Source organism: Kitasatospora sp. NPDC004799 (assembly GCF_040609095.1).
Classification (GTDB): domain Bacteria; phylum Actinomycetota; class Actinomycetes; order Streptomycetales; family Streptomycetaceae; genus Kitasatospora.
The window spans coordinates 5,402-19,763 of sequence record NZ_JBEXJK010000129.1 but is presented as its reverse complement, the minus strand read 5'-3'; the positions used below and the strand labels follow the sequence as shown (position 1 = coordinate 19,763).

At 75.0% G+C, this 14,362-nt stretch carries 8 protein-coding genes; all 8 read left to right on the top strand.

The window, feature by feature from the left end; translation table 11 throughout:
• A partial coding sequence (locus ABZW03_RS18340) for a phosphopantetheine-binding protein (RefSeq protein WP_355258819.1) occupies nt 1-306 on the top strand: 306 nt, incomplete at its 5' end.
• Nucleotides 303-4,382, top strand: a complete 4,080-nt coding sequence (locus tag ABZW03_RS18335; protein ID WP_355258816.1) for an amino acid adenylation domain-containing protein — start codon at nt 303-305, stop codon at nt 4,380-4,382. The genes ABZW03_RS18340 and ABZW03_RS18335, both read left to right, overlap by 4 nt.
• Nucleotides 4,379-7,534: an amino acid adenylation domain-containing protein gene (locus ABZW03_RS18330; protein ID WP_355258813.1), complete on the top strand. Its 3,156-nt coding sequence runs from the start codon at nt 4,379-4,381 to the stop codon at nt 7,532-7,534. The genes ABZW03_RS18335 and ABZW03_RS18330 overlap by 4 nt, the downstream gene beginning before the upstream one ends.
• 23 nt (nt 7,535-7,557) lie before the next feature.
• Nucleotides 7,558-8,046 carry a nuclear transport factor 2 family protein gene (locus tag ABZW03_RS18325; RefSeq protein ID WP_355258810.1) on the top strand — a complete coding sequence of 163 codons (489 nt, stop codon included), beginning with the start codon at nt 7,558-7,560 and terminating at the stop codon, nt 8,044-8,046.
• Between the two features lie 4 nt (nt 8,047-8,050).
• A complete protein-coding gene (locus ABZW03_RS18320; protein WP_355258807.1) occupies nt 8,051-10,195 on the top strand; it encodes a non-ribosomal peptide synthetase in 2,145 nt (714 codons plus the stop codon).
• Complete coding sequence (locus tag ABZW03_RS18315; RefSeq protein ID WP_355258804.1) at nt 10,192-11,427, top strand: cytochrome P450; 1,236 nt, start codon at nt 10,192-10,194, stop codon at nt 11,425-11,427. Before ABZW03_RS18320 ends, ABZW03_RS18315 begins: the two co-directional genes overlap by 4 nt.
• Nucleotides 11,428-11,472: 45 nt before the next feature.
• Complete coding sequence (locus ABZW03_RS18310; RefSeq protein WP_355258801.1) at nt 11,473-12,231, top strand: thioesterase domain-containing protein; 759 nt, start codon at nt 11,473-11,475, stop codon at nt 12,229-12,231.
• A gap of 194 nt (nt 12,232-12,425) precedes the next feature.
• A complete protein-coding gene (locus tag ABZW03_RS18305) occupies nt 12,426-14,267 on the top strand; it encodes a S8 family serine peptidase (RefSeq protein WP_355258798.1) in 1,842 nt (613 codons plus the stop codon).
• Nucleotides 14,268-14,362: the final 95 nt, after the last annotated feature.

The window sequence follows — 14,362 nt, the reverse complement described above, 5'->3', positions numbered from 1 at the left end:
GGCGCGGAGGCCAGGGCCGAAACCGGCACCGAGCTCCTGGTGCTGGAGACCTGGGCCGAGGTGCTCGGCGTCACCCCGGACGGCGTGCACAACGACTTCTTCGAGCTCGGCGGCCATTCGCTCCTCGCGTCGAAGGTGATGTCCCGCCTCGCCCGGGTGCTCGACCTCGACCTGCCGGTCGTCCTGCTCTTCCACCACCCGACCGTCGCCGAACTCGCCGCAGGCATCGACGCCGCCCTGCTGGCGGACCTCGGTGCCGCCGCCGAAGCACCGTCGTTTCCCGCCGGAGAGGCCCGTCACCCGTGAAGGCACAGCACAGCCGCCCCGAGCCCGGCCGGCCGACCGGCCCCACGCCGGCCGCCGTACGGGCGCTGCTCGACGAACGCGTCCGCGCGGCCCGCAGCCGGATCGCCGAGGGCGGGCCGGGGGACGCGATCCCGCCCCGCCCGGAGGGCGAGCGGGTGGCCTCGTTCACCCAGGAACGCATGTGGCTGGTCGAGCGGCTGTCCGACGGCCCCGCGCTGTACAACGTCCACGAGGTCTTCCGGCTGCGCGGCCCGCTGGACGTGGTGGCGCTCGGCCACGGCCTCACCGACCTGGTGCGGCGCCACGAGGTCCTGCGCACGGCCTTCCCCGAGCGGGACGGGCGCCCCGGCCCCTCGGTCGCGCCGGCCCGGCCGCTCGACCTGCCCGTCACCGACCTCCGGGCCGAGCCGGTCGAACGCCGGACGCGGCTGGCCCTGGACCTCGTCCACGCCGAGATCCTGCGCCCGTTCGACCTGGCCGCCGCCCCGCTGCTGCGCGCGTCCCTGCTGCGGCTGGACGAGGACGAGCACCTCCTGGTGGTGGTCGTGCACCACATCGCGGTCGACGGCTGGTCCATGCCGCTGCTGTGGGACGACCTGTCGGCGATGTACCGGAGCCGGCTGGCGGGCCGCGAGCCCGAACTGCCGCCCCTGCGGCTCCAGTACGCGGACTTCGCCCACTGGCAGCGGGCCCGGCTCTCCGGCGACCGCCTGCGCGGCGAACTGGACTACTGGAAGGCGCAGTTGTCCGGGCTGTCGCCGCTGGACCTGCCCACCGACCGCCCGCGCGGACCGGTCCGCACGGGCCGGGGCGAGCGGATCACCTTCACCGTGCCCGAGGAACTGGCCGGCCGGCTGCGGCTGTTGGGCCGGCGGCACGGCGCGACGATGTTCATGACGCTGCTCGCCGGGTTCCAGGCCCTGCTCGCCCGCTACAGCGGGCAGTCCGACGTGGCGGTCGGCACCCCGGTCGCGGGCCGGACCCGGCCCGAACTCGACCCACTGGTGGGCTCGTTCATCAACACCGTGGTCATCCGCACCGACCTCTCGGGCGACCCGGGCTTCGTCCAGCTGCTCGAGCGGGTCCGCCGGACGGCCGTGGACGCCTACGCGCACCAGGACGTGCCGTTCGAGCGGCTGGTGCAGGAGCTGCGGCCGGCCCGCGGCCTCGACCGCAACCCGCTGTTCCAGGTGATGTTCGCCGGCCTGTCCGACCCGGCCGCCTCGCTCCGGCTGGAGGGGGCGGAGGTCGAACCGGTCGAGGTCGACAACGGCACGGCCAAGGTCGACCTCAGCCTGGTGATCGCCGACCGGCCGACCGGCACGACCGGGACCGTGGCCTTCGACACCGACCTCTTCGACCGCGCGAGCGTGGAGCGCCTGGTCGGCCACTACCTCCGGCTGCTGGACGCCGCGGCCGACGACCCCGACCGTCCCGTCTCGCGCCTGGAGCTGCTCACCGAGGCCGAGCGCGACGCGCTGCTGGTGGCCGCCAACGCCACCGACGAACCCTTCCCCGCGGACCTCTGCGTGCACGAGCTGGTCGAGGAGCGGGCCCGGCTGACCCCCGACGCGGTGGCGGTCCGCTGCGGCACCGAGCGCCTGACCTACCGGGAACTCGACCGCCGGGCCAACCGGTTGGCCCGGCACCTGCGAGCCCGGGGAGCGCGGCCGGAACGCCTGGTCGGCGTCTGCCTGCCGCGCTCGGCGGAGCTGGTCGTGGGCCTGCTGGCCGTCCTCAAGTCGGGCGCCGCCTACCTGCCGCTGGACCCGGACCTCCCGGCGCGGCGCCTGGCGTTCATGCTCGCCGACGCCGAGGTGCCGCTGCTGCTCACCCGGCGCGACCTGGCCGACCGGCTGCCGCCGCACGACGCCACGACGGTGTGGACGGACGAGGAGGCCGAGCTCGTCGCGGCCCTGCCCGACGACCTGCTGCCACCGCTCGCGACGCCCGCCGGCCTGGCGTACTCGATCTACACCTCCGGCTCGACCGGCCGCCCCAAGGCCGTGCTGGTCCCGCACGCGGGCGTGGTCAACTACCTGGTGGTCCGCGGCCGGCAGCTGGACCTCGACGGGACGGACGTGGTCGCCTCGGTGGCCTCGATCTCCTTCGACGTCATCGTCCCCCAGGTGCTGATGCCGCTGGCCTGGGGCGCGAGCGTGGTGATCGCCCCGCCGGAGGTCGCGGTCGACGGCCCGCGGCTGACGGAGATGCTGCGCGAGTTCGGCGTCACCACGCTGATGGCCACCCCGGCCACCTGGCTCCTGCTGCTGGACGGCGGCTGGCAGGGCGGCCGGTTCCAGGCGATCTGCGTGGGCGAGGCGCTCCAGCCCGCCCTGGCCCGGCGGCTGCTCGACCGGGTCTCCACACTGTGGAACGGCTACGGCCCCACCGAGGCGTCCGTCGGCTGCGTCACCCGGCGCGTGGACGCCGACCGGGACCTGGACCGGCCCGGCGGGTCGGTGCCGATCGGCCGGCCGCTCGGCAACCTCCGGATCTACCTGCTGGACCCGGCCGGAGCCCCGGTGCCCGTCGGGGTGCCCGGCGAGATCCACATCGGCGGGGTCGGCGTCACCCGCGGGTACGCCAACCGGCCGGGGCTGACCGCCGAGCGCTTCGTACCGGACCCGTTCGGCGCCGCCGGCGGCCGGCTGTACCGGACCGGCGACCTCGCGCGGTACCTGTCGGACGGCAGCCTGGTCTTCCTCGGCCGCACCGACGAGCAGGTGAAGATCCGCGGGTACCGCATCGAGCTGGGCGAGGTCGAGGCCGCGCTCGGTGCGCAGCCCGGCGTCGCCCGGGCCGCGGTGACGGTGCGCGGCGGCGGGACGGACGCCGAACTGGCCGGCTACCTGGTGTGGCAGGACCGGGACCGGCCCGGCGACCTGGCGGAGCTGCGGCGCTCGCTGCGCGAGACCCTGCCCGAGTTCATGGTGCCCGCGACGCTGACCGCCCTCGACCGGATCCCGTTGACCACCAACGGCAAGGTGGACCGTGCGGCCCTGCCCGCGCCCGCCCGCCCCGGCCACGACGCGGACGCGCCGGCGCCGCGGGACCGGACGGAACTCCTGATGGCCAGGATCTGGCAGCGGGTGCTGGGCGCCCCGCGGGTCGGCGTCCGGGACGACTTCTTCGCGCTCGGTGGGCACTCCCTCCGGGCGGTCGAGCTCGTCGAGGCGATCCGGCGGGAGTGGGGGGTCACCGTGCCGCTGCACACGGTGTTCCGCCACCCCACCCTCGAGGGCCTGTGCGCGGAACTGCCCGACATGTCACGGGCGCTGAGCCGGCTCGTGGTGCCGCTGGCCGACGGGGACCGGCGCAGGGCGCCGCTGATCCTGGTGCACCCGCAGAGCGGCGACGTCTGCTCCCTGCTCCAGCTGGCCGGACACCTCAACGGGCACCCCGCCGGGCACCCCGTCGGCGGCCGGCCCGTGTACGGCCTGGAGGCCGTCGGCTACACCACCGACGAGCCGCCGCTGGCCACCGTCGAGGAGCAGGCGCGGCGCTACCTGGAGGAGCTGCGGTCCGCCCTGCCCGACGGCCCGTACCTGCTGGCCGGCTGGTCCTTCGGCGGGCTGGTCGCCTTCGAGATGGCCCGGCTGCTGGAGGAGCGGGGGACCCCGCCGGGCTTCCTCGGGATCATCGACGCCGGAGCGCCCGGGGCCGCTGGTGGGCCCACGGACGGCCCGACCGGCGAGCCCACCGACGGGGACGAACCCGACGAGCGGGACGCCCTCGCCCTGCTGCTCCGCGACGGGCAGGCCGCCGAGCACCTTCCGCCGCAGGTGCGCACCGCACAACTACGGCGCATGGCACGGGTGTTCACCGCCAACGGCGCCGCCGCCCGACGCTACCGGTCGACGGCGCGGCTGCGGACCCCGATCCACCTGTTCACGAGTTCCGAGGCCCACCCCGCACTGGCCGGCCCGGTCGTCGTCCCCGCCCACTGGCGGGACCGCACCCGGGCGGCGCTGAGCGTGGTCGAGGCGCCCGGCAACCACCACGACATGCTGTCGCCGCCCCACGTCGCGTCCCTCGCCGACGCGCTGTCGGCCGCCCTGGAGGAGCTCGGATGAGCGAGGCACGCGAACTGCCGCTCTCGTCGGCGCAGTCCGGCATCTGGTTCGCCCACCACCTGCGCCCCGGCAGCCCCGCCTACAACACCGGTGAGTACGTGGACATCCCCGGGCCGATCGACCCGGAGCTGTTCGAGACGGCCGTGCGGCAGGTGGTGGCCGAGACCGAGTCGCTGCGCGTCCGCCTCACCGACGGCGCCGACGGCCCCCGGCAGGTCGTCACCCCGGCGCCCGACTGGTCGATGCACCACGTCGACCTCACCTCGGCCCCGGACCCGCTGCGGGCGGCCGAGCAGTGGATGCGCACCGACCTGGCCACCCCGGTCGGGCTCACCCGGGACCCGCTGTTCCGCCAGGCCCTGTTCGCCCTCGCGCCGGACCGCTTCCTCTGGTACCAGCGCGTCCACCACATCGCGGTCGACGGCTACAGCATGTCGCTCATCGCGCGCCGCGTCGCCAAGGCCTACACCGGACTGGTCGAGGGCCGGAGCGGGGGAGGACCGGCCTTCGGGCCGCTGAGCCTCCTGCTGGCGGACGACGCCGCCTACCGCGCGTCGGAACAGCCCGGACAGGACCGGGAGTTCTGGGCGGCCCGGCTGGCCGGCCGACCGGATCCGGTCAGCCTCGCCAGCCGCTCGGCGGCCGCCTCGGACGGCTTCCTGCGCCGCACCGGCACCCTCGACGCGCCCACCGTCGCCGCGCTGCGACGGGCCGCACGACCGGTCGGCGCGAGCTGGCCCGCCGCCTTCACCGCGACGGTCGCCGCCTACCTCCACCGCCTCACCGGCGAACGGGACATCGTGCTCAGCATGCCGGTGACCGGGCGCACCGGCGCCGCCGGGCCGGCCGTCCCCGGCATGGTGGCGAACGTCGTGCCGCTGCGGCTGCGCGTGCACCCGGACCAGGGCCTGTCCGCCCTCGCGCGGCAGGTGGCCGAGGAGGTCGCCGCCCTGCGCCCGCACCAGCGCCACCGCAGCGAGGACCTGCGCAGGGACCTGGATCCGGCACGGTCGGACCGGGTCCTGTTCGGGCCCGTCGTCAACATCATGTCCTTCTACTACCACCTGGACTTCGCGGGCGTCCGGGCCACCGTGCACAACCTGTCCAACGGGCCGGTCGAGGACCTCTCCTTCTCCGTCTACGACCGCTCCGACGGCACCGCGCCCCGGCTCGACGTCGACGCGAACCCCGCGCTCTACTCCGAGGCCGAACTCGCCTCCCACCAAAGGCGGTTCCTGCGGTTCCTGGACGCGGTGGCGGCCGATCCGGACCGGCCGACCGGTCGACCCGACCTGCTCACCCCCGAGGAGCGGCACCGCACCGTCGTGGCCGCCAACCGCACCGCGCGTCCGCTTCCGCACCCGACGGTGCCGGCGGCCTTCGCGGCCCAGGTCGCGCGCACACCTGCCGCGCCCGCCGTGGTGTGCGGCGGAACCACCCTGTCCTACGCGGAGTTGAACGCCTGGGCCAACCAGCTGGCGCACCGGCTGATCTCCCTGGGCGTGTGCGGTGACAGCACGGTGGCCGTACTGATGGAGCGCTCCGCCGACGTGGTGGTGGCGGTCCTGGCGATCAGCAAGGCCGGCGGCGCCTACATGCCGCTGGACACCCGCGCCCCGGCGGCCCGGCTGCGCCGCGTCCTGGACGACACCCGGGCGGCGGTGCTGCTCACCCACCGGGCCACCCGGGACCAGGCGCCGCCCCACGGCATGCCGGAGGTGGTCGTCGACGCCGACCCCGGCCTCGCCGACCGGCCGGCCACCGACCCCGTGGTGCCGCTGCGCGCCGACCACCTGGCGTGCGTCCTGTACACCTCGGGATCGACGGGCACGCCGAAGGGCGTGGCCCTGAGCCACCGCAACGTCATCAGCCTGACCGCACAGAGCTGTTGGCGCGACGACGAGGACGCACCGCGCGTCCTCGCCCACTCCCCGCACGCCTTCGACGCCTCGACCTTCGAGTGGTGGGTGCCCCTGCTCAACGGGGGCCAGGTGGTCGTCGCCCCGCCCGGCGAGCTGGCGCTCGCGGACCTGCACCGGCTGATCGTCGACCACCGGGTCGGCACGCTCTGGCTGACGGCCGGACTGTTCCGGGTGTTCGCCGAGGAGTCCCCCGGCACGCTGGCCCGGGTCCGCCAGGTGTGGACCGGCGGTGACGTCGTGCCGGCCGACGCGGTCCGGCGCGTCCTGGCGCGGTGCCCGGACTCCGTGGTGGTCGCCGGGTACGGCCCGACCGAGGCCGCGACCTTCACCACCCGCAGGGTGCTGCGCCCCGGCCGGGCCGTGCCCGACGTCGTCCCGCTCGGCCGGCCGGTGGACAACAGGCGGGTGTACGTCCTGGACGAGGCGCTGTCGCCGGTGCCGCCGGGGGTGGCCGGCGTGCTCTACGTCGCCGGTCCGGGCGTGGCCCGCGGGTACCTGAACGACCCCGGCCGGACGGCCGGCGCGTTCGTGCCCTGCCCGTTCGGCGCACCGGGCGAGCGGATGTACCGCACGGGCGACGTGGTCCGCTGGAATGCCGAAGGGGAACTCGAGTTCCTCGGCCGCGCGGACGAGCAGGTCAAGCTCCACGGCTTCCGCATCGAACTCGGCGAGATCGAGGCGGTCCTGGCCGGGCACCCCGCCGTCGCCCAGGCGACCGTGGTCGCCGGCCGGGGGGCCTCGCCCGCCCGGCGGCTGATCGGCTACGTCGTCCCGGCCGGCGACGCGGGGCTCGACCCGGAGGCGGTGCGGGAGCACGCCCGCGCGGCGCTGCCGGACTACATGGTGCCCGTGGCGATCGTCCCGCTCGACGCCTTCCCGCTGACCCCCCGGGGGAAGATCGACCGGGCCGCGCTGCCCGTCCCGGACCTCGCACCGGAACCGGCACCGTCCGGGCCCGGGCCGCGGACCCCGGCGGAGGCGACGGTGTGCGCGCTGTTCGCCGAGGTGCTCGGCCGACCCGCGGTGGGCCTCGACGACGACTTCTTCGCGCTGGGCGGCAACTCACTGCTCGCGACCCGGCTGGTCAACCGGGTGCGGGTGCGGTTCGCCCGTGAACTCACCCTCGGCGCCCTGTTCCAGGCGGCCACGCCGGCGCGGCTGGTCGAAGCGCTCGCGCAGGCCCCGGACGCCGCAGCCGTCCCGGACCTCTCCCCACGTCCACGACTCTGACAGATCACAGGAAGCACCTCGGTATGGTCCACACCCCTCCCCGTCCCGACGACACGCCGGCCGCGCCGGCCGCGCCGGCCGCACCGGAGACCCCGGTGGCGGCGGCAACTCCGGCAGCCCCGCCAGCCCCGGCCGACCCGGCAGCCCCGGCCGACCCGGCGCTGGGGGCCGCCCAGGTCCGCCGGTACTACCAGCTGGTCGACGCCGGTGACGTGCCCGCGCTGGTCGCCCTGTTCACCCCGGACGCCCGCTACCACCGCCCCGGCTACCGCCCCATGGTCGGGCACGCCGAACTGGAACGCTTCTACCGCGACCAGCGGGTGATCCGCACCGGCGTGCACACCCTGGCCACTGTGGTCACGACCGACGACGAGGTGGCCGTGCACGGCCTGTTCCGCGGCGTGCTGCACGACGGCGGTGAGGTCGAGCTGCGGTTCGCGGACTTCTTCCGGATGACGCCGCAGGGCCGCATCGCCGAGCGGGACACCTTCTTCCACGTGCCGGCGGTCTGAGGCGGTGGCCGCCCCCGGTGACACCGCGCACCACCCGCCGCGCCCCGGCCGCCGCGACCACCGCCCGCCGCACGGCGCTGAGCGCGGCCACGGCGGCCACGGCGGCGCCGACGGCCCGCCGCACGACGCCGACGGCCCGAGCGGCCGCGCGTCCAACCCCGACGGGAACACCCCAGCACAGGAAAGCGGGAAGCAGTTGACCGAGACGGTCCCCACCTTCGACACCTCCGAGATCTCCGACACCTCCAGGATCTCCGACCTCTCCGACCTCCCGGCCTTCGTCGGCAGCGGACGGCCGCCGTTCGACGCCCGGGCCGTCCACGAGCTGGTCGCCGAACAGGCCGAGCGGGCCCCGCACGCGCCCGCCGTCACCTGCGAGGGACGGACCCTGACCTACCGGCAGCTCAACGACCGCGCCCACCGGCTCGCCGAGCGGCTGCGAGCGGCCGGACTGCAGCCGGAGGACGTCGTCGGCGTGCTGGTGCCGCGCTCGCCGGAGCTGATCGTGGCCCTGCTCGCCGTCCTCGTCGCGGGCGGGGCGTACCTCGGACTCGAACCGGACGACCCGGCCGGCCGCCACGCGCTGCTGCTGGCGGACGCCGGCGCGGGCATGGTGATCGCCGAGGAGGCCCTGCGGGAGCACCTGCCCGGCACCGTCGTCACGGTGACGGAGGACCGCTCGGCGCCGGAGCCGGCCACCGGCCCGGCGGTCCCGACCCGCCCCGGCGACCCGGACCGGCTCGCCTACGTCAGCTACACCTCGGGCTCCACCGGCGAGCCCAAGGGCGTCGGCGTGCCCCACCGGGCGATCGACCGGCTCGTCCGGGGCGCGGACTGGATGGACGTCCGCGCCGAGGACGTCTTCTTCCACCTCGCACCGGTCGCCTTCGACGCGTCCACGTTCGAAATCTGGGCCCCCCTGGTCAACGGCTGCCGACTGGTCCTCTTCCCCCCGGTCGCCATCACGCTGGAGCACGTGGCGCAGGTCGTCCGCGCCGAGGGCGTCACGGTCCTGCTGCTGACCACCGGGCTCTTCCACCAGATGGCGAGCTCCCACCCGGAGGCGTTCGCCGGCGTGCGGCACGTCCTCACCGGGGGCGACGTGGCCTCGCCGGGCCACGTCCGGCACCTGCTGGACCACCACCCGGACCTGCTGTTCACCAACGGCTACGGGCCGACCGAGAACACCACGTACACGACCTGCTGGACCAGCGGCACCCTCCCGGAGCTGCGGAGCGTGCCGATCGGCCGCCCGATCAGCGGCACCAGGGTCGCCGTGCTCGACGCCGACCTCCGGCCGGTGCCCGTCGGCGAGTGCGGGGAGCTGTACGTGGCCGGGGCCGGCCTGGCCCGCGGCTACCTGGGCCGCCCGGCCGCGACGGCCGAACGGTTCCTGCCCGATCCGTCCGGGACCGAGCCGGGGGCTCGGATGTACCGGACCGGCGACCTCGTGCGGTGGCTGCCGGACGGCACGCTGGAGTTCGTCGGGCGCGTGGACGACCAGGTCAAGGTCCAGGGCCACCGCGCCGAACCGCGCGCCGTCGAGGTCGAGTTGGAACGGCTCGCCGGGGTGCGGCACGCGGTCGTGCTGCCGCAGCCCGACCCGGCGGGCGGCACCCGGCTGCTGGCCTACGTCGTGCCCGCGGAACCCGATCCGGCGGGTGCCGCCGACCTCGGCCGGCGGCTGCGCCGCGAACTGCGCGGCCGGCTGCCGGGCTACCTGATCCCCTGGGCGATCCTGGTCCGTCCCGAGCTGCCGGTGAACCGCAACGGCAAGATCGACCGCCGGGCCCTGCCCAGCGCCACCCGGGTACCGCGCAACGTGGCCAACGAGTTCGTCCCGCCGAGCACCGAGGTGCAGACCCGCCTGGCCGAGCTGTGGGGCGACGTCCTCGGCGTCGAACCGGTCGGCGTCGACGACGACTTCTTCGACCTCGGCGGGCACTCCCTGCTGGCCACCGACCTGCTGGTCGCCACCCAGCGCGAGTTCGAGGTGGACCTCCCCGCGCAGACCCTGTACCGGTCGCCGACCGTCGCCGAGCTGGCGGAGGCCCTCACCGATCGGATGCGCGCAGCCGGCCCGGACGGCCGGACGGCGGACGGCCCGGCGGGCCCGGCCGTCGGGGCGGGGGAGGAGCGGCCCCGATGACGGCGCTTCCCCCGACCACCCGGTGCCCGGTCCTCGCCCCGCGGCCGGTCGACCTGATCGACCCCGACCTCTACCTCTCGGGCGGCGCCCACGAGGCGTGGCGACGGCTGCGCCGCGACGCCCCGGTGAGCTGGCAGCCGGTCGGCGACATCGGCTACTGGTCGGTCGTCGGCCACGCCGAGGCCAACCGGGTGCTCCGCGACCACGGCACCTTCACCTCCGAACAGGGCACCCTGCTCAACCTCCTCGGCCAGGGCGACCCGGCCGGCGGGAGGCAGATGGCCGTGACCGACCCGCCCCGGCACGCGCACCTGCGCGGCCCGCTGCAGCAGGCGCTGTCGATCAGGACGGTGGAGAACGACCGGGAGGCCGTCCGCCGGGTCGTCGTCGAACTGCTCCGGCCGCTGGCCGACGGCGGCCCGTACGACTTCGCCGCCGCCATGTCCACCCTGCCGATGGCGGTGATCGGCACCATGATGGCGCTGCCGGAACGGGACTGGCCGCGGCTGGTCCGGCTCGCCCACGCCTGCATCGCCGCCGACGACCCCGAGTTCCAGCTCGCCGCCGGCCCCCAGGCCACCCTGGTGACCGCCCACCGCGAACTCTTCGCCTACTTCCAGGACGTCGTCACCGCGCGGCGGCGCGCCCCGGGCGACGACCTGATCAGCCTGCTGCTCACCATGGAGCTGGACGGCCGCCGGCTGTCGCCGGGCGAGATCGTGTCCAACTGCTACAGCCTGCTGCTCGGCGCGACCGTCACCACCGCCCAGCCGCCGGTCGCGGCGATGGCCGAACTGGCCGGCACCGCCGTCCTGGAGGACTGGGCGGCCCACCCGGAGCTGCTCGGCAGCGGTGTGGAGGAGTCCCTGCGGTGGGCCTCGCCCACCCAGCACTTCATGCGCCACGCCACCCGGGACGTCGAGGTCCGGGGCGTGACGATCCCGGCCGGGGACGCCGTCGTCGTGTGGCTGGCGTCGGCCAACCGCGACGAGACCGTGTTCACCGACCCGGACACCTTCGACATCCGGCGGCGCCCCAACAAGCACATCGCGTTCGGCGTCGGCGCGCACTACTGCATCGGACACACCGTCGCACGGGTGGCCCTGCGCATCCTGTTCGCCGAACTGCTCGGCCGGTTCACCGGCTTCGAACCCGCCGGGGAGCCACGGCGGATGCGCTCGAACATCATCGCGGGCTTCACCCACCTGCCGATCACCGCGCGGACCCGCTAGGCACCCCGGCCCGCTGAGAAGAAACCCCCACCCGGAAGGACACCCGTGGACGCTCCGACGGCCCGTACCCGCAACAAGTGGTTCCTGCGCGAGCCCTCGCCGGTGGCACCGGCGCGGCTGTTCTGCCTGCCCTACTCCGGGTGCGGCGCGAGCATGTACCGCGCCTGGCCGTCCTCGGTCGACGGCGTCGAGGTCTGCCCCGTGCAGCTGCCCGGCCGGGAGAACCGGATGCGCGAGCCCGCCCACACCACCTACGAGGCGATGGCCGACGACCTCTGCGAGGCGCTGCGCCCCCACCTGGACCGCCCGTACGCGCTGTTCGGCCACTGCGGCTCCGCGCTGGCGGCCTACGAGACCGCCGTACGGCTGGTCCAGCGGGGCTGCCCCGCCCCGACCCGGCTGTTCGTCTCCGCCGAGGTCGCGCCGCAGGACGGCCCCTACGGCCGCTTCCTCGGCATGAGCGACGACGAACTGGCCGACGAACTGCGCGCGCTCGTCGCGGAACTGGGCGGCACCCTGGAGCCGAGCCTGCTCGCGCTCTACCTCGGCGTCCTGCGCAACGACGTCGACATGAACAAGCGGTACCACGTGCCCGAGCCGGTCCGGCTGCCGTGCCCGATCACCGCCATCGGCTGGACCGAGGACACGGGCATCGCGCCGTCGCTGATGACCGGCTGGCCGGCCTGCGGCGAGACGACCTTCGAACTCCTGGAGGGAGGCCACTACCGCTTCATCGAGGCACCGGCGGACCTCCTCGCCCTCCTGGTCGCGGACCTGACGCCCACTCGGCCCGGCCCCCGCTGACAGCGGCCCGTCGTCGTGCCCCGGTCGGCCGGCCCGTCGGCCGCCGGGGACGCCGCGGACCCCGTGACATCAGAACGTAACGTTTCTGCGAGAAGTCGTCAGGCGTAAAGTCTTCCCCAAGTCCCGCCCAATCTGGCATGTTTCCTTCAATTCCTGTGCGATCCCCCTCACGCACGGGCCGAATCGGAGGACACGTGTCACCCCTGATATCCCGGCGGCTCGGCCGCCCGGCCGCAGCCCTCGCCGTGCTCTCGGCCATGGCGCTCGCCACCCCCACCGCGTTCGCGACCGCCGCCCCCACGACCACCACCCCCACCGTCCCGGGCGCCGTCTCCGCGCCCGCGGCCCAGGCCCCCGCGGCCCAGGCGCCCGCCGTCGCGGGCAGCGCGGCCGGCTGGGCCGCCGGCACCCGCGCCTACCTGGTGATCAGCGCCCCCGCCGACGTCGCCGCCGCCAAGACCGCCGTCGCCGCCAAGGGCGGTACGGTCTTCGCGAGTTACGACCAGATCGGCGTCCTCGTCGCCCACTCCACCGACACCGGCTTCGCCGCCGCGCTGCGCGCCGTCCCGGGCATCCAGCAGGTCGGGGCGACCCGCACCTCGGACGTGCCGGCCGACGCCTACAACCCGGCCCTGCCCGCCAACCCGGCCCAGGCGGCCACCACGCTCGCCGAGTCCAACCGCTGGGACATGACCCAGATCAAGGCCGACCAGGCCTGGAGCGTCACCACCGGCTCGTCCGCCGTCAAGGTCGGCGTGCTCGACACCGGCGTGGACGACCAGCACCAGGACCTGGCACCGAACTTCGACGCCGCCGACTCGGTCTCCTGCGCGTACGGCAAGCCCGACACCCGCAGCGGCGCCTGGCGGGACGTGGACACCCACGGCACCCACGTCGCCGGCACCATCGCGGCCGCGAAGAACGGCAAGGGCGTCATCGGCGTGGCCCCGGGCGTGAAGATCGCCTCGGTCCGGATCGCCGAGCCGACCAGCACCCTCTTCTACGCCGAGAACACCGTCTGCGGCTTCGTCTGGGCCGGCGACCACGGCTTCAAGGTGACCAACAACAGCTACTACACCGACCCGTGGCAGTTCAACTGCCCGAACGACCTGGACCAGGCGGCCCTGATCGAGGGCGTCAAGCGCGCCCAGGAGTACGCCGAGGGCAAGGGCTCGCTGCAGGTCGCGGCGGCCGGCAACGCCAACTACGACCTGGCGAACAAGACCACCGACACCGAGAGCCCCAACGACTCGACCCCGACCACCCGGACCATCAGCAACGCCTGCCTCGACATCCCCACCGAACTCCCGGGCGTGGTGACCGTCGCTGCCACGGGCAGCGGCAGCGGCAAGGCCTCCTACTCCAACTTCGGCCAGGGCGTCATCGACGTCGCGGCGCCCGGCGGCGACGGCGCGACCGGCGTCTACTCGACCCTGCCCGGCGGCAAGTACGGGACCAAGAGCGGCACGTCGATGGCCTCCCCGCACGTCACCGGGGTGGCCGCGCTGATCGCGAGCACCGACCCGTCGCTCACCCCGGCCGGCATCCGGGCCCGCCTCGCGAGCCAGGCCAACGACCTGGCCTGCCCCGCCTCGGACAGCCGCTGCACCGGCACCACCGCCAACAACGGCTTCTTCGGCGACGGCCAGGTGGACGCCCTGAAGGCGGTCGGCAGCACGACCCCGCCCACCGGGAAGTACTTCGAGAACACCGCCGACGTGGCGATCGCCGACAACACCACGGTGGAGAGCCCGATCACCGTCACCGGCGTCACCGGCAACGCGCCCGCGACGCTCAAGGTCGGTGTGGACATCAAGCACACCTACCGCGGCGACCTGGTCCTCTCGCTCGTCGCCCCCGACGGCACCGTCCTCCTCCTGGAGGACTTCCCGAACAGCGACAGCACCGACAACGTCGCCAAGAGCTACACCGTCAACGCCTCCGCCAGCGTGGCGAACGGTACGTGGAAGCTCCGGGTGAAGGACGGCGCCTCCGGCGACACCGGCACGATCGACGCCTGGAACCTCACCTTCTGAACCTTCTGAACCTTCCGGCCCCGCCGCTCCACCCGGCCCGGCCCCCCCCCCCCCGGGGGGGGGGGGGGGGCCCCCGGCGCGGGGACCCCCGGAGC